Origin of the sequence: Bacillus cereus group sp. MG4 (genome assembly GCF_040460055.1) — a bacterium.
GTDB classification, from domain to species: Bacteria; Bacillota; Bacilli; order Bacillales; family Bacillaceae_G; genus Bacillus_A; species Bacillus_A wiedmannii.
This window is the reverse complement of record NZ_JARVGZ010000001.1, coordinates 1-18,545: the sequence shown is the minus strand read 5'-3', so window position 1 is coordinate 18,545 and position 18,545 is coordinate 1. Positions and strand designations below refer to the sequence as shown.

Genomic DNA, 18,545 nt, shown 5'->3' with positions numbered 1-18,545 from the left:
TAGGGCCGCCTATCTGTTTCAATTCCTGTAGTTGCTTATGCTCACACTCCTCCATATTATTACCTCCCTTATCATATAATTAGGTCATTTTATAATTACTATAACTACTAAGTCCATTCCTAATTTAAGGTCTGAATAAAACGTTTAAATGCCGATATCCCTTCGTCATCTCGTTTAAAAACACCAGCATCTTCAAGCGCCTGTATAAATTTCCGTCCCACTTCTTCTCTTATAATCTCCTGTACATTGTGTTCATGTATCTGATTGTCATATTTGATTTTTAATTGTTCTGCCCATCGTATATGAGGCGGTGGAATATCACTTGGAATGTTAAGTAAGAATTTTTCCACTTCCTGAAGTTCTGTTTTTAAACGCGCCGGAAGTACAGCTAACCCCATTACTTCAATCAGTCCGATATTTTCCTTTTTAATATGTTGTATTTCCGCATGAGGGTGGAAAATACCTAGCGGATGTTCTTCACTTGTACGATTGTTTCGCAAAACAAGGTCCAATTCGTACATACCATTCCGGTAACGGGCAATCGGCGTAATCGTATTATGTGGAACATCATTCGTAAATGCAAATGTATGAACAGACGGATCACTGTATCCCTTCCACCTCTCTAATATGTAATCCCCTGCATTTACTATTTGTTCAATGTCGTTACTTCTTAAGCGAATAACTGACATTGGCCATTTAATAATAGAACATTGCATTTCTGGAAAGTTAGTGAGTTCAAAAATTAATTCGTTTGATGCATTTGCCATAGCAAATTCATAATTTCCACCTTGATAATGGTCATGTGTTAGAATAGATCCTCCTACAATAGGTAAATCTGCATTAGAACCAAGGAAATAATGCGGGAATTTTTCTACAAATTTTAACAAACGTAAAAATGTTTGACGGTCAATCTTCATATCACGGTGTTCTGAAGACAATACAATACAGTGTTCATTGAAGTATATATATGGAGAATACTGTAGAAACCAGCTTTCATCTGTAAGATTCATACGAATCATACGATGATTCGAGCGTGCTGGATGTCCAATTCTGCCTCTATATCCTTCATTCTCCATACAGAGTAAACATTTTGGATAATTTGTACTTTCCAATACTCTCTCTCTAGCAATTTGTTTCGGGTCTTTTTCCGGTTTTGATAAGTTAATCGTTATATCAATGGGTCCATATTCCGTATTTACTTTATAATTTATATTTTTGGCAATTTGCTTCATTTGGATATAGTTGCTGTTTTTACTTAACTCATAGAAGTAATTTGTCGCAGCCTTCGGATTTTGTTCATATTTTTCATAAAATAGAGAATTGATAACGGACGGTTTGGACATAAATACATCCATAATTGCACTTGCTAAAACCTCCTTCTCGTCCATTACTGCCTCAATGACTTTATGCATACAAGCATATTCAATTAACTCTTCCAATAACTCCGAAATTGCTTTCTTTGCGGGCGCTGACGCTTCCACTACAAAGTCATCTAAACGAAGTAAGAAAAGGATTTGATTCCTTGTATATATTTCATCTTCTTTTTCAATCAGTTGAACTTCAATAGCACGATCAATTAACTGCTGGATAGCTTGATATATCATCAGTATATACCTCCTCTAGCCTTATAGCGGTTTTCATTGTTACGATGCAAGTTCTATGTACCTTTTATAATTTTATGAACAGACGTATGGGATAACCACCGTTCTAATATACCTTTTGCTTTCTCCGAAGAAGCTATTAGCATACTTGAATCGCCCGTTTAGTAAGCTATTTTGTTACATTATACGTACGTAAAAGCACTTCTACAATCAACATCTTGTCGTATTTTTTAGACATCTTGCTTTTCACTTTTAACATCTCACTAAAAACATAAAAAGGTACATTTTTTGAAGAACGATTTCTGACGATTTAATAAACACAATAATACACAGAATATAAAACTACCTTTATCTTTAACCCTGATCTGTATCTCTGTGTCCCTCTCCTGAAGGTAGCTTTTCAATAATAAACGCATCTGCTCCAGTATCGCCGCCGTTTAACTTTTAATGAGCTTCTCAAATAAAATAATCCTAGCTTTATAAGCCAGAATTATTTTTTATTTATCTTATTTTCAACATTACAAAAAACAATATTTCTAAAAAACAGAGCAATATCTCTCTTGTGTAAGCGTTTCACAAAAAGTAATCTATGGGTACAGATAGATACTAGAAACTACTTCTGGTTTTAATAGATTCTCAACTACTATACAAGCTTTACATTCTATCAAAATATTAAGTTTAAAAGGCCAAAAAGTGATCTATACCTGTGAAGAACCATCAATATCAAAAGTGCCAAAATTGAAAACGAGGGGGTACATATGAAAAAATCAAAAAAGAAATTCAGGAGGACGATCGCAACACTTGTATCAGGTTGTGTCGTAGGTTCTACTTGTTTTACAAATGGTTACCTAATCCAAGCTGAGGGCACCACGGATACTAAACAAGCTGAAAATCAAATCATTTTTCGTAACTACTCAGCTTCCTCAGACAAAAAAGCATGCTAAATACATGTTTCCAATTCGAAAACATGAAAAAAAATATGCCCATAAGAGAAAGAATCTAGATCGAATCGAGAATTTCTCTTATGAAATCGTGCAATTCCAAGGAACCGTTCCGGTTTCTATAACCTGACCTATCGCTTGTAAGACAGATTGTTTTTGTTTTTTCATGGTGCTTATAAAGCTTCGTATCTGACAAAAAGATTCTGCGCCTTTCTTACTTCGAAACGTTCCAGACACTTTCTGTTTGACTTTCGTCATTCGAATATCCCGTTCTGCTTGATTGTTATCAAATGGAATGTCTGGATGTTCTAAAAATGCTAGAATTCTGTCAGCATATTTGACGAAGCGATTCCATAAATTTTGAGCAGGCGTCTGTTTTCCTTTCTTTTTTGGTTCTGAAGAAAATACTTGTTTTTCTTTTAATATAGCTTGATAGGCAGTCGACAGATTCTCTTGCTCTGCTTTTGGCAGGAGTCCTTTGTATTGTTTTTTTAGCGTTAAGGCTTGCGTTAAAAACTCCTGCATCTGTTGTGCCCATTTTTCTCCGGTACTATCTATAATTCCTTGTAAATCTCGTAAGAGGTGGGCATTACATAATACGTGACGACAATCTGTATACGCATCATATGATTTCCAACCATCATGCATCGCGATTCCAGAAAAAGACGGCAAGATTTCTCCAGCATCCATTGCTTCTTTTCCGCGTTTTTGATGAATATGTTGCAATGTCACCTCCGGTGTACTGGCAGTATGTAACCATTGTGTTTTATTTTCTACACGCATACCGGTTTCATCAAAATGGACAACAGAAGACTGAAGGATCTGGTCTTTTACTTCTTGGAGAAAAGGCTGCAATTGAGCCGAAAAACTGTTTGTATGATTGACTAACGTTCCTTCACTGATAGAATGTCCAAAACAATCTTGAAAGAATTCTTTTGTTCTTTTTAAAGAAAGACACTGATAATGCGTTAAATAGGGGATTAGTCTTTTTATATTTGGACCATATTGAACAGGACGAGAGACAGTAGAAGGAAACTGGGATTCTTGAATAGAATGGCAATGTGGGCACTCTTTTTGTTCCACTTTATGTTCTGTTACTTCTATCTGGATAGGTGGTAAATCATACACTTGGCGAATGCGGTATCCTTTTACAGGCTCATGGTCTAAAGAAGTATAGCAACAAGTACAATAGGTAGGAGAATATGTAATTGTATGGTCTGGAGTCGCTGTCAAACCAAGAGTATGTCCTTTGTGGCCCAACTGGCCACCGGTTTGACGCTGGGATGATTTTCGCAAACTTTTTGTAATAGGCTTACGAAAACCATCTGTAGAGGGTGGTTTATGACTATTTGTAGAGTTTTTTTTTGAACGATTTTCTAATTCTTCTATACGCTCTTTTAAATTCTGTATTTGACTTTCTAATTGATGAACAAAATCGCAAATAGCTTGAGGTCCCTTTTGATAGACAGCTAGAATTTCTTGTTTTTTCAACATAAATACCACCTCCTTGTATGATATATCTAGTATTCACACAAAAAGTACATATCAGACTAGTAAATGAAAAAAGCCTCCGTGAGGAAGCTGAGTAGTTACATTTAACTTTTATAGATGTTTCAGTATGGTTTTTAAAAACGATAAAACCGACTTGATTTTCAGCTAAAACCCATTCACCAACGTTCATAATTACCCCTCCATTTTTATACAAAATTCAAATTGTAATACGTTATCAGTCAAACTTTCATCAGTGGAGGTTTGACTGATTAACTATCTAAAATATGCAATTGCTTTTAGAAAACATCTTCTCCATCAATCCAAGTTTCATAGCCTTCAAAGTCAACTCTTAGATCACATCCGTTCTTGCTATATTTTTTATCTAATATTTTACCTGTGGCTCCGAGAGGAATATCTGGCTCATAAGAAGATGAACTTAATTCTATTCGCTGACCGATTTCAAATTTATCAAATATATCCTTATACTTTTTTTCTTGTTTTTTATGAAGTTCTTCAATACTCAAATTAACTACCGTATTCATAATTCATTCCCCCATTTTATATAAAATTCAAATTGTATAAAGATTTCTCAAGCTTCTCTTCTATGCTGACGTTGTACCTTTGATATCTTCATGGTCTTCTTTTTCGATTTTTGAATTTGTTCTTCCATATATTGAAGAACACGAGCTGTAATCTTTTCTGGAAAGAATTCTTGACGTTCTAAGAGAATATTCTCAATTACCCATGCTTTTCTTGTGTAATACTCATACTCTCCACCCGTTTCATTTGCAGTAACCTTTAATTTTTTTTCTGTTTTAGATGCTTTATTGAGCAATTGCAAACCATAATACGTTTGACTGCGTGCTTCTCTGACTTCTTTTAGCAACAAATACAAATCGTACGTGTGATACTGTTTCAATTCACCTACAGACTGATTAATATGCTCTAAGAAGATATGCTGTTGCATTGTTGTAAATTCAAAACGCTCACCATTTTGACAAATCTGTAGCATACCTGTTTGTTGTTCCCGCATATGACCACCACAGAATTCACAAATCTCTTGTACTACACCATTCTTATCAATTTGTATGGAAGTTGCACAGTATGGACAGTTCACATTTACAGAAGCGGGCATACACGGTTTTCCATAAACCATAATGTTCCGGCAAGTCACGCCAGGGTGCACCGCTTCTGGCTATCCACAACATTGCATTGAACATTTCGCGATTACTCCTTTTAAGGGGACGTCCAGTCGTGTACGGTGGAAAGATGTCTTTGATTTGTTCCCATTGTTCATTTGTAAGTTCGTAGCGGCGTGATGTCATGGAAAATACCTCTCTTTGGATTGTTTGAGGTAATCGTATCATAAAAATAGTTTTTAGACACACCCTAATTCTTTTGCGAGTTCTTCTAAAAGAGAAGGGGTTAAATGACAGCACAGTTCTTCAGAAAATAGTTGTAATTCATCTTGAATCGAAAGATTCATAAGAAAACGCCATCCTTTCTATTTAGATTTTTAGAAAGAATAACGTTTTTTTTACACTTTGGGGTAGTAAAGATTCTTAAGTTGATGGGCATGCGGCTATACCCCAGTATGGAATGCAAGGTAGCATGAGCAGAAAAGGGAACTGTTATGATAACGCTTGTATCGAATCATTCCATGGTGTCTTGAAAAAAGAACTTATTTATCAGCAACAATATCCAACACGTGCGCAAGCACAGCAAGATATTTGGGAATACATTGAAATTTTCTATAATCGTAAAAGAATTCATTCAGCGAATGGTTATTTATCTCCGACAGAAAAAGAACGTACGTACGGGACAAGAGCTGCATAATTAAATTTATCTGTGTCTATTTTATTGACTTAATATCACCAGAACCAAGTAATTTATGGTATACAATACCATAAACATCGCATATTAAAAATATCATATCTTTATAAAACTTATGGTTATATAGTACACACAATTTCTTATAAAAAGGAGTTTATCTCATATATTCCCGAATACACATTTTATTATTTATAAGCTTTTGGTTTTTTAAAATTTTATCCGAGATATGACATGCCCCCACATAAAAATTTCTATGTACAAAACAATACTTATCAAAGCTAAAGGAGAATCAAAAATGGAATGTAAATTTCATAAAACGAGCAGAGGCATCACATGTAAGAAAGAACAAAAGGGTGCTGGTAAAGGCATGAATCTTCTTCATTCAGATATAACAAAAAATCTTGACCATATAAAACAAGAGTTTGGTAACAGCCCTGATATTAAATTTTGTAAAATAGAAATAGGAATATCCCTTAAAATAACCGTTGTGGTAATGTATATAGATGGATTAGTAAATAAGGGCGCAATGGATGATTGGATTTTGCAATCGTTGAAGGATGATCTGGATGAGACTAAAATCCATGACGTTTGTGAACTATATAACAGGATAAAACAAGATGTCTTGGTGGTGGGTGAACTACAAAGTATTTCACGTTGGGATGAATTATGCTTGTCGATGTTATCGGGAGACACGATCATTTTAATGGATGATTGGCCCGAAGCGCTTAGTGTTAACACAAGAGGGGGGGAAACCCGTTCTATTACAGAACCAACTTCCCAAGTAACGATACGTGGTCCGAAAGACTGCTTCACTGAATCCATCGCAACAAACATTTCTCTTGTTCGTCGGCGGATCAAGAGCTCGAAACTTTGGCTGGAAATAACGAAAGTAGGTAGCGTGACTCAAACCGACATTGGTATCCTGTATATAAAAGACATTGCCAGTGATAAACTCGTGCGAGAAATCAAACAACGTTTAAATTCCATTGAAATAGATGCAATTTTGGAATCAGGTTATATCGAGGAACTCATTCAAGATGAGACATTCACTCTTTTTCCAACTATCTATAGTACAGAACGTCCAGATAGTGTGGTAGGCAATTTACTAGAAGGGCGAGTTGCCATTCTGGTGGATGGAACACCTTTTGTTCTCCTTTCACCTACTGTATTTTTTCAATTTTTCCAATCACCCGAGGATTACTATCAAGGTTTCGTCATTAGTACATTTTTACGATTCTTACGTTTTTTTTCTTTTCTTGTTTGCCTATTGGGAACACCCGTATACATCGCCGCCCTTTCGTTTCACCAAGAGATGATTCCAACCTCTCTTCTCTTGAGTCTTGCTGCGCAAAGAGACGGTGCTCCTTTTCCATTATTAATCGAGGCGTTGTTAATGGAGGTAAGCTTTGAAGTAATACGTGAGGCTGGATTGAGAATGCCACGAGCGCTAGGTCAAGCGGTTTCAATCGTAGGCGCTTTAATATTGGGTCAAGCGGCTGTGCAAGCAGGTATTATATCAGCATCTATGGTCATTATCGTGGCAGCATCAGGGATCGCCAGTTTCACCATACCTTCTTTCAGTTTAGCCACTACTCGTATTTTGCGTTTTCCTTTCATGATAGTAGCGGGGATACTGGGTTTTTATGGTGTTATGCTCGGTACGATTATGATTATAGGTCATATGTCCAGTCTACGCTCTTTCGGTATTCCTTATCTGGCTCCTTTTGCACCATGGGTTTCATCAGATCAAAAGGATACCTTATTCCGTTTTCCATTATGGTCCTTTTTCACAAGACCTCGACTTATTAGTCGGCAGAATAGAACCAGGATGGCACGCGATCTTCAATCTTCTCCCAGTCAAAACATGAGTAAGGAGGATATGGATGAGAAATAGCAAGTGTATCATTGTCATGTTGGTTATAACTACGGTCCTACTTACCGGCTGTTGGGATAGCAAAGAAATAAAAAGTTTGGCGATTGTCATGGCACTTGGCATAGATAAGGATGCAGAAAACAAAGGATACCGAGTATCACTTCAAATTGCTAACGTAGGTGAAGCAGCGGGAAGTATCGAGGGGGGATCTGGATATTCCACTCCAATCACAGTTTATACAACAACGGGACGTACGTTATTAGAAGCCATTCGAAAAACATCAAAAAAGGTGCCCCGGGAATTATATTTCTCCCATTTACAGCTTGTCATTATCGGGGAATCGTTAGCAAAAAAAGGGATCTCAAATCTATTCGACTTTTTTGAGAGGACCCCTGAAACTCGCCTTACTTCTATGGTATTGATCGCAGAAAGAGATGAAGCCAAACAGATCCTTGAAACGCTCACACCTATTGAGAAACTCCCCTCCAACAGTCTTTCTACAAAAATGAAATTAACAGAAAAGTTGTGGTCAGAGAATACAAGGGTAGAAATCGATGATATCGTTAATGGATTGGGGAAACAAGGAAAACAGTTGGTGATAAGTGGTGTAAGACTGGATGGAGACTCGCTAGAAGGAGATGAGAAATCGAATGTCGAAAAAAGCAAACCTTCTGTTTCTGTTAATATCGGTAGATTGGCCCTCTTCAAGGATGGGAAACTCATGCGTTGGCTTCCGAACAGACAAGCAAGAGGAATTATATTGATTCAAAATAAGATGAAGGGGTCCACTATAAACCTCAATTGTCAAAAGAAAAAAAATGCCATTGGTATTGAAATACTCCGTTCCAAAACGAATGTGACAGCAAGCCTTCATCACGGGAAGCCAATGTTCCATGTCAATATACATGAGGAAGGAATTATAAGCGAGGTACAATGCGCTCTCGATCTGAATCAGACAGTTATCATCAAAGAGTTGGAACGACAATGGAGAAATAAAACAGAGACAGATATCTTAGCAGCAGTCAAGTTAGCACAAAACGAGAAAAGTGATGTTTTAGGATTTGGAGAAGTACTCAATCTCTCGCATCCAAAAGTATGGAATAAATGGAAACATGATTGGAATCATACTTTTTCTGAAAGTAAAGTGGATGTGACTGTGAATGTAGTTATTCATCATTCAGGTATGCGAACCAAGACGTATCATACGAAAGAGACCAACGAATAAATATACAAAAAAGGATGTGAGGTCTTGGAAAAAATCAAAATAAACGCAGTACAATTATTCGCTTTAATTATTTTATTTGAATTTGGAAGTGCACTTGTAGTTGGCGTGGGGATGGAAGCAGAAAAAGATGCTTGGCTTGCTGTTCTACTCGGTTTGGCATGTGGAATGGCCATGTTTATTGTTCATGGTACGCTGCATCGCTTCTTTCCCAATCTGCTTTTTACAAGTTATATACAAAAAATTCTAGGGAAATATATTGGCTGGCCCATTGCTCTTTTGTATACGGCATATTTTATGAATGCGGCTGCTAGAAACTTACGAGATTGTAGTAATCTGCTAAACATCGCCTTATATGATCTAACTCCCCTATTTGTACTCAATCTTTCCATGACCCTGGTAGTCGCCTATTTGATTTATAAAGGAATTGAGGTGCTAGCTCGAACAGCTAGCATATACTTTATGATATTAATCATCATTGGAGTAATAGGGACTATTGTTTTATTTTCCTCTCGAATTATTCATGTCCCCAATCTTTTACCTATATTAGAAAAAGGTTACAAACCTGTATTACTAACAGTTCCGCAGACATATTTTTTCCCTTTCGCAGAGATGCTTGCTTTTTCAATGGTGCTTCCATATTTGAATAAACCTAAACAAGGGATTCCGATTGGGTTATGGGCGATGATGGTAAGCGGAGCCATCTTGAGTTATACAGTGGCACTTGATGTGGGGGTACTTGGTGTGAATATTGTTAGTAGAACGCCTATCCCTTTGTATACGGCATTAAGTAAAGTGGGCATTGGAGATTTTCTACAACGTATAGATGTAATTGTTATGTTCGCTTTAATTATCGGGAATTTTTTTAAGGTAGCGATTTATTATTATATATCCGTGATCGCAGCGGCAGATCTTTTTAAAGTGGAAAAGCATCATAAACTTGTATTTCCTTTTGGAGTGACGATTCTTTTTTCTTCCATCATCATTTCAAGCAATTTCTCAGAGCATATAACAGAGGGCTTACAAGTCATCCAGTTCGTATCCATTCCTTTTCAGACGGGTATTCCTATTCTTCTTTTAGTGGTGACGCTTTTTCGTAGGCGTCTTCGAAATACGGCTTCAGATCGGACACCGTCAAATTCAGACACGTAACAGGATGAGTTACCATTATTTAAGTTCCGTTTAATGTTTTAACATCGATAAAGGTGGATAGACACTGGCAAAATTATACGTAACCACAAATGATGTTAGACTAAAAAGTAGACACAAGTTAATATGATAAAAAATGAACTAAATGAGGTGTCTACATGGGGAAAGTAAAACAATATGAAGAAGAATTTAAACGCCAAAGCGTAAAACATATTTTACAAACAGGAAAGAATGTAGCTCAAGTTGCTCGAGAATTAGGGATTTCAGTAAATACCCTTCACGGTTGGGTAAAGAAATATAAAAAAGAGCCCAAATTTGTAAAGCAACGAACGTTCCGTTCTGAAGATCAAAAAACAAACGAGATGGAGCGACGTATTTTAGATTTAGAGGAAGAAAATGCAATCTTAAAAAAGGCGATGCACTTCTTCGCGAAAGACCATCGGTAAAATTTCAACTTATCCATCAACACCGCTTCACATACCGAGTGGAGAAGATGTGCCAAGTTCTACATGTATCCCGAAGCGGATATTACAAATGGAAAAATCATACTAAAAATCCCAGGCAAGTACAAAGAGAACAAGTCACTAAAGAAATACACTGTATTTTCTTAGAATCACGTTGTTTATATGGAAGCCCTAAAGTAACGTCCATCTTACGCCAAAAGGGCAGGCGTATCTCACAAAAAACAGTGGCAAGAATCATAAAAGAACAAGGGTTAAAATCAAGAACTGTAAAAAAATATAAAGCTACTACAAATTCCAAACATTCTTATCCGGTACATAACAATGTGTTAGATCGTCAATTCAAGGCAGAAAAGCCAAATCAAGTTTGGGTAGCCGATATTACCTATGTATCGACGAAAGAAGGCTGGTTGTATGTAGCAAGTCTGATGGACTTGTATTCTAGAAAAATTGTGGGCTGGCATGCTGATCGTACGATGACAAAAGAATTAGTATTGAAAGCTTTACAACAAGCCTATTTCCGACAGAAACCGGCAAGTTCTGTCTTGCATCATTCTGATCGGGGAAGTCAATATGTTTCCAACGATTATCAAAATCAATTACAACAGTATGGAATGACATGTAGCATGAGTAGAAAAGGAAACTGTTATGATAACGCTTGTATCGAATCGTTCCATAGTGTCTTAAAAAAAGAGCTCATTTATCAGCAACAATACGCAACACGTGCACAAGCACAGCAAGATAGTTGGGAATACATTGAAATTTTCTATAATCGTAAAAGAATCCATTCAGCGAATGGTTATTTATCGCCGGTAGAAAAAGAACGTATGTACGAATCGCGGGCTGCATAATTTAAATTTTCTGTGTCTATTTTATTGACGTAATATCAGATTTGGAACACGCACGAAAAAGGACGCGTTCACGCACAGTTGATTTATATGAGGTATTCTGCGGTGTTCTGTACGTGCTTACCAACAGGCTGCCAATGGCGCAATCTACCAAGTGACTTCCCAAACTGGCAAACGGTGTATTTCTACTATCAGATTTGGCGAAAAACAAACGAGAATGGTATAAGTCTTCTCGAAAAAGTGCATAAAAAAATTGGTTGAAACCTATCGTGAGCAAGATGGACGTAAGAATCAGACAAGATTCTGCATCGTAGATGCACAAAGCGTGAAAAACACATGGATAGCTGGTGAAAAGGGTTATGATGCTGGAAAGAAAGTGTTAGGAATCAAACGTCATATCGCTGTAGATACAAACGGTCTCATTCATACGATTGATGTAACAACTGCGAACATAACAGACCGAGAGGGTGCCATCCAAATGTGTGAAAGGCACAAGAAAACATTGGAAAAAGTGACAACTATACTTTGTGATGGCGGATATACGGGCTCATCCTTTGCACAATCCATAAAAGGAACGATTGATTGTTCGGTTGAAATCATCAAACGCTCTGAACTTCACAAATTTGTTGTGTTACCAAAACGCTGGATTGTGGAACGCACCTTTGCTTGGTTAGAAAATTACCGTAGAATGTGGAAGAATTGTGAACGAACACTTGAAAATAGTAGACAGAGTTGCTTATTGGCAGGTGTGGCAATTTTATTGAAAAGATTTTAAGCAGATTCTTAGGGATGTAAAAGGAGGAATGAAAGTCGTATCCAAAACGAAAAAATTCGAAGTCATCCATGAAATGACAAAAACAGGTTATACAATGACCATTCTATGCGATATTGTTGGTGTAACCAGAAGTGGCTACTACAAATGGATAAAACGGCATACGACGCCTTCAAAAAAACAATCCGAGGATATCGAAATTAAGAAAAAGATATTGGAGTGTCATAAAAAATTAAGAGGAATTTATGGATATAGAAGAATACAAGTGTGGCGGAAAGCCACATATAACCTTCATTTGAGTCATAAGCGCATCCAAAGATTGATGAGTGAACTAGGTATCAAAGCCATAATTAGGGAAAAAACGACCTTATTACGGAAAAAACGAAGCTTATGTGATTTCAGAGAACCATCTAAATAGGGAGTTTCAAGCTTCAAAACCCAATGAAAAATGGGTAACCGATATTACCTATTTGATTTTCAATGGACAGCGCTTGTACTTATCCGCTATTGCAGAGTGTTTTCATTTACGCTCCTTCCGTAAAGCGAATGAGGTCAAACTTGCCGTGCGTAAATATATGCACTTTTATAATCATCAAAGATTTCAAAAGAAATTAAATAACCTGAGTCCATATAAATATAGAACTCAGGTTGCTTAGTTGCTCTTTTTAAATACTGTCTACTTGACAGGGGGCACTGCATGGGAATCTTCGCTTTTTATTTAATTTATCAATTATTTGCATCAAAATAATTTTATCAGATTTTGTATCGTATATAAAAACATATTCTAGAATGAAAGGTCATCACTAAAGTTAATTTTCATTAAAAAACCTAGAACGGCCTAGTCTAAAAGTACCAGGAATACTGGAAATTCGAAATAGCGTAGATGAACATGCTAGTGGTTGATCTTGAATACCTGGAACATCTATTCGAATAGCCCCCGACCCTGAATTTCTAAATGATAATTTATCTCCTGCCTGAAGTGCAGCTAGAAATGTGAGTTGTGCGGCAATCGTTCCCGGTGCAGAGTTAGTATACAGCACTGTTCCTAACGGCGGAGTACCATTTACCAATAACTGCATGGTGTACTGTGTACTGGGATTATTATTATAAGGTGTATAAAAATATGAGATAAAATAGACCCCTGGGACACCTATTGTAATGATATTATCCGCTAATGTCATTCCATTTTGAACATTTATACCTAGTAAAGGGAATATTTCTCCACCGTTAACGATTATTGGAGTTCCATCCGCTGGGCTGAGTGTATAATAATCACCAAACGATTCGATTATACCCGTAGGTCCTTGAGGTCCCGTAGGTCCAGTTGCACCAGAAGAAACAAGAGACGTATAGTCTGGAGATTCCCCTGGAATCCCTTGAGGATCTGCCGTATTGACCACATATACTGCGCCTTCATATATGACAATGTCACCTGGTTGGTACAATCCTGTATTATTTGGATCAAAAGGCTGCGCACCTTCAAAGCTTCCAGTAGGCCCTTGAGGTCCCGTAGGTCCAGTTGCACCAGAAGAAACAAGAGACGTATAGTCTGGAGATTCCCCTGGAATCCCTTGAGGATCTGCCGTATTGACCACATATACTGCGCCTTCATATATGACAATGTCACCTGGTTGGTACAATCCTGTATTATTTGGATCAAAAGGCTGCGCACCTTCAAAGCTTCCAGTAGGCCCTTGAGGTCCCGTAGGTCCAGTTGCACCAGAAGAAACAAGAGACGTATAGTCTGGAGATTCCCCTGGAATCCCTTGAGGATCTGCCGTATTGACCACATATACTGCGCCTTCATATATGACAATGTCACCTGGTTGGTACAATCCTGTATTATTTGGATCAAAGGGCTGCGCACCTTCAAAGCTTCCAGTAGGCCCTTGAGGTCCCGTAGGTCCAGTTGCACCAGAAGAAACAAGAGACGTATAGTCTGGAGATTCCCCTGGAATCCCTTGAGGATCTGCCGTATTGACCACATATACTGCGCCTTCATATATGACAATGTCACCTGGTTGGTACAATCCTGTATTATTTGGATCAAAAGGCTGCGCACCTTCAAAGCTTCCAGTAGGCCCTTGAGGTCCCGTAGGTCCAGTTGCACCAGAAGAAACAAGAGACGTATAGTCTGGAGATTCCCCTGGAATCCCTTGAGGATCTGCCGTATTGACCACATATACTGCGCCTTCATATATGACAATGTCACCTGGTTGGTACAATCCTGTATTATTTGGATCAAAAGGCTGCGCACCTTCAAAGCTTCCAGTAGGCCCTTGAGGTCCCGTAGGTCCAGTTGCACCAGAAGAAACAAGAGACGTATAGTCTGGAGATTCCCCTGGAATCCCTTGAGGATCTGCCGTATTGACCACATATACTGCGCCTTCATATATGACAATGTCACCTGGTTGGTACAATCCTGTATTATTTGGATCAAAAGGCTGCGCACCTTCAAAGCTTCCAGTAGGCCCTTGAGGTCCCGTAGGTCCAGTTGCACCAGAAGAAACAAGAGACGTATAGTCTGGAGATTCCCCTGGAATCCCTTGAGGATCTGCCGTATTGACCACATATACTGCGCCTTCATATATGACAATGTCACCTGGTTGGTACAATCCTGTATTATTTGGATCAAAGGGCTGCGCACCTTCAAAGCTTCCAGTAGGCCCTTGAGGTCCCGTAGGTCCAGTTGCACCAGAAGAAACAAGAGACGTATAGTCTGGAGATTCCCCTGGAATCCCTTGAGGATCTGCCGTATTGACCACATATACTGCGCCTTCATATATGACAATGTCACCTGGTTGGTACAATCCTGTATTATTTGGATCAAAAGGCTGCGCACCTTCAAAGCTTCCAGTAGGCCCTTGAGGTCCCGTAGGTCCAGTTGCACCAGAAGAAACAAGAGACGTATAGTCTGGAGATTCCCCTGGAATCCCTTGAGGATCTGCCGTATTGACCACATATACTGCGCCTTCATATATGACAATGTCACCTGGTTGGTACAATCCTGTATTATTTGGATCAAAAGGCTGCGCACCTTCAAAGCTTCCAGTAGGCCCTTGAGATCCTGTAGGCCCTTGAGGTCCTGTTGGTCCTTGAGGTCCAGCACCAGATTCTCCTGCAGTTACGTTAAGAGCCTGTAATAATGCCGTTAAGAGTGTTTGTAAAGTAGTAGGATCGAGTATGAGCGTAGAAAAAAAGGAAGAAAGACCATTTAAAAATTGTTGGAGTAATTGTGAGATTTGAGAAGGAGAAGCATTTGGGTCCTGTAGTAATGTCACAATATTTTGTAGGAGTTGTTTTAAAAACTCCGTTTGTGGATTGGAAGGAAAGGTATTCAAAATCGCTAAAAATTGAGAAAGTACATTTTGTAACCCCGTTACATTTGCTGGATTCGTTGGATCTGTCAAATACACTTGTAATAGGGAAGTCAGTTGCTGTAATAATTGTTGGAGTTGTTGGGACTGTATTGGATCAACAGGAATACTTGGCGAAGGTCCTTGGGGAATGTTATTGGACGCCGCATCGATTAAGGATTGAATAAGGGCTTGCAAGGTCGCCGGATCTAAAAGTAATGTTCCGAAGAAAGAAGAAAGACCATTAAATAATTGAGAAATCAATTGGGAGATGAGACTCGTATTAAAGTCCGGGCCTTGTAATTGTGCAACGATATTTTGAATGAAAATTTTTAGGGATTCAGTTTGCGGGTTGGAAGGAAAGGTATTCAAAATCGCTAACAGTTGATTGAGCTGTTGTTGTAAATTAGCCGCTGTATTTGCATTTGGATTTCCAAAAAAGGCTGCAAGGGCATGGGCTAATTGCGCTAATACCGCCTCTAACCCTTGTATTTGTCCTGGCTCTACAGGCACCCCAGGTGTTGTACCTTGCGGTGTACTATTTATAATACCTTGTAAAATTAACTGATATAGTACTTGTAAGGACGTGGAAGGCAGATTTGAAGCGCTTCCTACTGCGGATAAAGATTGTAAAAAGAGCTGGGATAACTCTGAAATTATTTCTACTGGTAATGTGGGATCCTGTAATGCCGCTAGGAGCTGCTGCAGTGTTTGAATAGAGAATTGTGTTTGAGGTGTTTGTGGAATGAGACGTTGTAAAAATGTGAGTAATGGCCGCAAAGTAGCTTGTAATGCTGCACTCATTTGTGCGTTTGGATCTGTAAAAAATGCTTGGAGTGATGAGTTAACAGCTTGTAAAAGCTGAGGGAACTGTTGCTGCTGTTCTAGAGAAAAAAAGACCTGCGGCGGACAACAGTCTCCGGATGCTGCAGGAAAGGCATGAGGAAAAGGAAACTGACTACAGGGACCCGGTTTAAAAAAAGAATGATCCATACATTATAACCTCCTTATTGTATCGAATATAATATGATTCCAACTTGTTAGCATATGCCATGGAACCACAATAATTAGTATATTCTCAGTAAAGGAAAAATGTGTAGTGATGTGTGTGGAAAATGTTAAGTTTTGACTCTGTGATATTACGTCAATAAAATAGACACAGAAAATTTAAATTATGCAGCCCATGATTCGTACATACGTTCTTTTTCTGCCGGCGATAAATAACCATTCGCTGAATGGATTCTTTTACGATTATAGAAAATTTCAATGTATTCCCAACTATCTTGCTGTGCTTGTGCACGTGTTGCGTATTGTTGCTGATAAATGAGCCCTTTTTTTAAGACACTATGGAACGATTCGATACAAGCGTTATCATAACAGTTTCCTTTTCTATTCATGCTACATGTCATTCCATACTGTTGTAATTGATTTTGATAATCGTTGGAAGCATATTGACTTCCCCGATCAGAATGATGCAAGACAGAACTTGTCGGTTTCTGTCGGAAATAGGCTTGTTGTAAAGCTTTCAATACTAATTCTTTTGTCATCGTACGATCAGCATGCCAGCCCACAATTTTTCTAGAATACAAGTCCATCAGACTTGCTACATAAATCCAGTTTGATATTTTAACAATCTTTAAAATTGTCTATACTGCTTACCATACAAATAGGTAAAGGGGCGGTTAGATAATGGCAAAGTTACATGTATCAACGAAATATGGAATTACTGTACACGATTTATTACAAGAAGAGCGTAAAATGAAGAATTCATTTTTCAAACAACTTCTTATGTCCGTACGCCTGGTAATGGAAGGGCACTCTGCTACATCTGCAGCTCAAATTATAGGGATTTGTCGTCAATCTGTTTCTACTTATGTGCAAACATTCAATTCCGATGGAATTGAGGGCCTATTAGAACGTCGTTATCCACCCGGACGTACTCCTTATTTATCTCCCGGTGAAGAAACAGAAATTCGAAACATGCTAATAGAAAGTACACCGAATCAAGAAGGGATTGGACCTGAAACTCATTGGGATACTCGTGTCCTTCAATACTTGTTAGAGGAGCGTTACCATGTTTCTATGTCTAGAGGTGGAATTTGCGATATGCTACACCGTTGGGGATTTACTTATACAAGGCCTACTTATCGTTTGAAAAAAGCAGATCCTCTGAAACAACAAAAGTTCTTACAAGAGCTTAACTGGATAAAAAAAACTTATCCAAAGATATGATACTGTTCTATGAAGACGAAACGCATATACGTGATTATCAAGCTCTACATACTTCGTAACTACTCAGCTTCCTCACGGAGGCTTTTTTCATTTACTAGTCTGATATGTACTTTTTGTGTGAATACTAGATATATCATACAAGGAGGTGGTATTTATGTTGAAAAAACAAGAAATTCTAGCTGTCTATCAAAAGGGACCTCAAGCTATTTGCGATTTTGTTCATCAATTAGAAAGTCAAATACAGAATTTAAAAGAGCGTATAGAAGAATTAGAAAATCGTTCAAAAAAAAACTCTACAAATAGTCATAAACCACCCTCTACAGATGGTTTTCGTAAGCCTATTACAAAAAGTTTGCGAAAATCATCCCAGCGTCAAACCGGTGGCCAGTTGGGCCACAAAGGACATACTCTTGGTTTGACAGCGACTCCAGACCATACAATTACATATTCTCCTACCTATTGTACTTGTTGCTATACTTCTTTAGACCATGAGCCTGTAAAAGGATACCGCATTCGCCAAGTGTATGATTTACCACCTATCCAGATAGAAGTGACGGAACATAAAGTGGAACAAAAAGAATGCCCACATTGCCATTCTATTCAAGAATCCCAGTTTCCTTCTACTGTCTCTCGTCCTGTTCAATATGGTCCAAATATAAAAAGACTAATCCCCTATTTAACGCATTATCAGTGTCTTTCTTTAAAAAGAACAAAAGAATTCTTTCAAGATTGTTTTGGACATTCTATCAGTGAAGGAACGTTAGTC

At 38.1% G+C, this 18,545-nt stretch carries 14 protein-coding genes and 4 pseudogenes; 11 read left to right on the top strand and 7 right to left on the bottom strand.

The window, feature by feature from the left end; all coding sequences use genetic code 11:
- Positions 1 to 119: 119 nt before the first annotated feature.
- Complete coding sequence (gene galT, locus QCI41_RS00095) at positions 120 to 1,604, bottom strand: UDP-glucose--hexose-1-phosphate uridylyltransferase (RefSeq protein ID WP_353838781.1); 1,485 nt, start codon at positions 1,602 to 1,604, stop codon at positions 120 to 122.
- Positions 1,605 to 2,359: 755 nt separating this feature from the next.
- Here galT and QCI41_RS00090 point away from each other — a divergent pair.
- Positions 2,360 to 2,545, top strand: coding sequence for a hypothetical protein (locus QCI41_RS00090; protein ID WP_353838782.1), 186 nt, complete (start codon positions 2,360 to 2,362; stop codon positions 2,543 to 2,545).
- A 78-nt stretch (positions 2,546 to 2,623) separates the two neighbouring features.
- Here the strand turns inward: QCI41_RS00090 and tnpC are convergent, their stop codons facing one another.
- From tnpC to QCI41_RS00070, 4 genes and pseudogenes are all read right to left on the bottom strand, one after another.
- The gene (tnpC, locus tag QCI41_RS00085; protein ID WP_353836078.1) at positions 2,624 to 4,036 is read right to left on the bottom strand and encodes an IS66 family transposase; all 1,413 of its coding nucleotides are present in this window, start codon (positions 4,034 to 4,036) and stop codon (positions 2,624 to 2,626) included.
- A 293-nt stretch (positions 4,037 to 4,329) separates the two neighbouring features.
- A complete protein-coding gene (locus tag QCI41_RS00080; protein ID WP_029440397.1) occupies positions 4,330 to 4,575 on the bottom strand; it encodes a hypothetical protein in 246 nt (81 codons plus the stop codon).
- A 47-nt stretch (positions 4,576 to 4,622) separates the two neighbouring features.
- A complete protein-coding gene (locus QCI41_RS00075) occupies positions 4,623 to 5,168 on the bottom strand; it encodes a hypothetical protein (protein ID WP_353838783.1) in 546 nt (181 codons plus the stop codon).
- Positions 5,152 to 5,358: pseudogene (locus QCI41_RS00070) on the bottom strand (transposase); the annotation flags it as partial. The gene QCI41_RS00075 and the pseudogene QCI41_RS00070, both read right to left, overlap by 17 nt.
- A gap of 271 nt (positions 5,359 to 5,629) precedes the next feature.
- On the opposite strand from QCI41_RS00070, the pseudogene QCI41_RS00065 reads away from it, so the two are divergent.
- The 8 genes and pseudogenes from QCI41_RS00065 to QCI41_RS00025 form a co-directional block, all read left to right on the top strand.
- Positions 5,630 to 5,869: pseudogene (locus QCI41_RS00065) on the top strand (transposase); the annotation flags it as partial.
- A gap of 292 nt (positions 5,870 to 6,161) precedes the next feature.
- Complete coding sequence (locus tag QCI41_RS00060; protein ID WP_353838784.1) at positions 6,162 to 7,760, top strand: spore germination protein; 1,599 nt, start codon at positions 6,162 to 6,164, stop codon at positions 7,758 to 7,760.
- Positions 7,750 to 8,964 carry a Ger(x)C family spore germination protein gene (locus QCI41_RS00055; protein ID WP_353838785.1) on the top strand — a complete coding sequence of 405 codons (1,215 nt, stop codon included), beginning with the start codon at positions 7,750 to 7,752 and terminating at the stop codon, positions 8,962 to 8,964. The genes QCI41_RS00060 and QCI41_RS00055 overlap by 11 nt, the downstream gene beginning before the upstream one ends.
- Positions 8,965 to 8,988: 24 nt before the next feature.
- Positions 8,989 to 10,113: a GerAB/ArcD/ProY family transporter gene (locus tag QCI41_RS00050; protein WP_353838786.1), complete on the top strand. Its 1,125-nt coding sequence runs from the start codon at positions 8,989 to 8,991 to the stop codon at positions 10,111 to 10,113.
- 155 nt (positions 10,114 to 10,268) lie between these two features.
- Positions 10,269 to 11,422 (top strand): annotated as a pseudogene (locus tag QCI41_RS00040) (IS3 family transposase).
- 5 nt (positions 11,423 to 11,427) lie between these two features.
- Positions 11,428 to 12,194, top strand: a pseudogene (locus QCI41_RS00035) (IS5 family transposase).
- Between the two features lie 28 nt (positions 12,195 to 12,222).
- Complete coding sequence (locus tag QCI41_RS00030) at positions 12,223 to 12,609, top strand: IS3 family transposase (protein ID WP_353838788.1); 387 nt, start codon at positions 12,223 to 12,225, stop codon at positions 12,607 to 12,609.
- Positions 12,584 to 12,847: an IS3 family transposase gene (locus tag QCI41_RS00025; RefSeq protein WP_353838987.1), complete on the top strand. Its 264-nt coding sequence runs from the start codon at positions 12,584 to 12,586 to the stop codon at positions 12,845 to 12,847. The genes QCI41_RS00030 and QCI41_RS00025 overlap by 26 nt, the downstream gene beginning before the upstream one ends.
- Positions 12,848 to 13,000: 153 nt before the next feature.
- Here QCI41_RS00025 and QCI41_RS00020 read toward each other — a convergent pair whose 3' ends face one another.
- Together QCI41_RS00020 and QCI41_RS00015 are read right to left on the bottom strand one after the other, a co-directional pair.
- Positions 13,001 to 16,540, bottom strand: a complete 3,540-nt coding sequence (locus tag QCI41_RS00020; protein ID WP_353839236.1) for a collagen-like repeat preface domain-containing protein — start codon at positions 16,538 to 16,540, stop codon at positions 13,001 to 13,003.
- A gap of 179 nt (positions 16,541 to 16,719) precedes the next feature.
- Complete coding sequence (locus tag QCI41_RS00015; protein ID WP_353838790.1) at positions 16,720 to 17,190, bottom strand: IS3 family transposase; 471 nt, start codon at positions 17,188 to 17,190, stop codon at positions 16,720 to 16,722.
- A gap of 46 nt (positions 17,191 to 17,236) precedes the next feature.
- Between QCI41_RS00015 and QCI41_RS00010 the strand changes: the two genes are divergently transcribed.
- Both QCI41_RS00010 and QCI41_RS00005 read left to right on the top strand, forming a co-directional pair.
- Positions 17,237 to 17,779 carry a helix-turn-helix domain-containing protein gene (locus tag QCI41_RS00010; RefSeq protein ID WP_353836035.1) on the top strand — a complete coding sequence of 181 codons (543 nt, stop codon included), beginning with the start codon at positions 17,237 to 17,239 and terminating at the stop codon, positions 17,777 to 17,779.
- Positions 17,780 to 17,933: 154 nt separating this feature from the next.
- Positions 17,934 to 18,545: DUF6444 domain-containing protein (locus tag QCI41_RS00005; RefSeq protein ID WP_353839235.1), on the top strand; the 612-nt coding region annotated here is incomplete at its 3' end.

What these genes read in the sequence shown, in the direction of transcription:
- galT (WP_353838781.1), bottom strand. Translation starts at nt 1,604, where the DNA reads ATGATATATCAAGCTATCCAGCAGTTAATTGATCGTGCTATTGAAGTT.
- QCI41_RS00090 (WP_353838782.1), top strand. Translation starts at nt 2,360, where the DNA reads ATGAAAAAATCAAAAAAGAAATTCAGGAGGACGATCGCAACACTTGTA.
- tnpC (WP_353836078.1), bottom strand. Translation starts at nt 4,036, where the DNA reads ATGTTGAAAAAACAAGAAATTCTAGCTGTCTATCAAAAGGGACCTCAA.
- QCI41_RS00080 (WP_029440397.1), bottom strand. Translation starts at nt 4,575, where the DNA reads ATGAATACGGTAGTTAATTTGAGTATTGAAGAACTTCATAAAAAACAA.
- QCI41_RS00075 (WP_353838783.1), bottom strand. Translation starts at nt 5,168, where the DNA reads ATGCCCGCTTCTGTAAATGTGAACTGTCCATACTGTGCAACTTCCATA.
- QCI41_RS00060 (WP_353838784.1), top strand. Translation starts at nt 6,162, where the DNA reads ATGGAATGTAAATTTCATAAAACGAGCAGAGGCATCACATGTAAGAAA.
- QCI41_RS00055 (WP_353838785.1), top strand. Translation starts at nt 7,750, where the DNA reads ATGAGAAATAGCAAGTGTATCATTGTCATGTTGGTTATAACTACGGTC.
- QCI41_RS00030 (WP_353838788.1), top strand. Translation starts at nt 12,223, where the DNA reads ATGAAAGTCGTATCCAAAACGAAAAAATTCGAAGTCATCCATGAAATG.
- QCI41_RS00020 (WP_353839236.1), bottom strand. Translation starts at nt 16,540, where the DNA reads ATGGATCATTCTTTTTTTAAACCGGGTCCCTGTAGTCAGTTTCCTTTT.
- QCI41_RS00010 (WP_353836035.1), top strand. Translation starts at nt 17,237, where the DNA reads ATGGCAAAGTTACATGTATCAACGAAATATGGAATTACTGTACACGAT.